Raw genomic sequence first — 1,522 nt, forward strand, 5'->3', positions numbered from 1 at the left:
GCAAAGGCCTTGGCGCGATGCCGGGGACACCAGGCCAAGCTCATTTCCTCGTGGGGCGCTGCGGGGACCGTGGGGGCGCGGATGCGTCAGCTTCTGGTTTGTGCATCCGTGAGGGGGCCCTTGCCGCCATGTCCTCATCGGCTTGGCGTACGCCCTCGTGCGCGGAGGTATCCTCGGCGAGAGCAGGAGGTGCACGGAGTCATGGGAATTGCAGTGGCCTATATTGGCTTTGAAGGACCGGTGCCGTCCTTCGAGAAGCTGCGGGATGTGGTTTCCGAGCGATTAGGGACGCCCGTAGACCTCACCGAGACTCAACCGGGCTTTTGGGTCGGGATGATGGTGCCGGCCAACCGCTTGAGGGGCTTTTCAATTGAGCGTCATGGGCATGCGCTTGCGCCCGAATGGCCCTGCACGACACCTGAGGATGAGCTCCTCCTTCGCGTCCTGGCTGAACTCGGGGGCACGCTGGCCCTCGTCCATTCCCCTGCCCCCCGTAGGGCGAGGAACTGGTTCTCCTTTTCGGGGCCAGTTCCAACACCGGAGCAAGTTGAAGAGCGCCTTTCCCTGGTGACGAGGCGCGTGCCCTCTATGCGGGCCTATGAGTTCCCCAATGGCTACGAACTGCGCGCACCGCTGCTGGTTCCCGATGCTGACGTAGTGACACTCTATGTGGAGCCCTATGGGTTCTATCTGACGGCAGCGGCAAGAGAGCCCGGACATGGCAACTTCATTTGGGACGTCGCTGACGCGTTGAAGTCGCTCGGCGGGACAGAGCTCGACCCCGATTCGATAGACCCGGTTGGGCCATGAGCCTGTGGATGGCGTCCTCGGCAGTGCATGTCAGTACGCGGGCATGGGGGAGAAGCTGCGGGAGGCGGCGTCTCTCTCGGCGCGCGCCGTAGCTTGGGCGAGGACCTCGCCGTCCACTTGGACACTCACCAGGATGGGCGCGCTGGAAGACGAGGCTGGCTGGGAGGCGAGCACCTCTGTCTGGGGACGCGACGCCTGGAGGGCAGCCGCTGCCGGCATGGAAGAGGACTCCAGCGGCCACGTTACCGGCGAGGACGCGGCAGCGGCGGTGATGGGCACGGCGGCAGTGCTGGCGGCGTCCTCGAGGCCGAAGGCGACGGACAAGTCCCGGTGAAGGCTGAGTCGGGCCCCCCGCAGGGATTGCTGCAACCCCGTGTTCGCGCCAAAGAGGCTCGCCACCGCGTCCACCACACCGAGCAGGGTGCCCACCAACTCCAGGAGGACGCCGGAGATGGCATCCACCACGCCGAAGACGATGAGCCTCATGCCTCGCCACGCTTCGGCCCAGTCGCCGGTGATGGCGCCGCTGAGCAACAGCACCACCCCCCAGAAGACGTCGAGGATGCCGGAGAAGGCCGCGAGGGCCGCATTGAGGACGCCCCCCACCACGGACACGACAGCGGAGACGACGGACACCAGCACGCCCACGACAGCGGCGATGTTGCCGATGGCAAACCCGATGGCTTGCCCCATGAGAGTCCACAAGCTGCCG

General features: G+C 65.9%; 1 protein-coding gene and 1 pseudogene. One reads left to right on the forward strand and one right to left on the reverse strand.

Translation table 11 applies throughout. The features are described 5' to 3' along the window. The first annotated feature begins 201 nt into the window (after nt 1-201). Nucleotides 202-810, forward strand: coding sequence for a hypothetical protein (locus KRR26_RS36465; RefSeq protein ID WP_147423129.1), 609 nt, complete (start codon nt 202-204; stop codon nt 808-810). A gap of 30 nt (nt 811-840) precedes the next feature. Here KRR26_RS36465 and KRR26_RS36470 read toward each other — a convergent pair. Further along, nucleotides 841-1,522: pseudogene (locus KRR26_RS36470) on the reverse strand (phage tail tape measure protein); the annotation flags it as partial.

It is taken from the genome of Citreicoccus inhibens, assembly GCF_019039035.1.
In the GTDB taxonomy this organism is placed as follows: Bacteria; Myxococcota; Myxococcia; order Myxococcales; family Myxococcaceae; genus Citreicoccus; species Citreicoccus inhibens.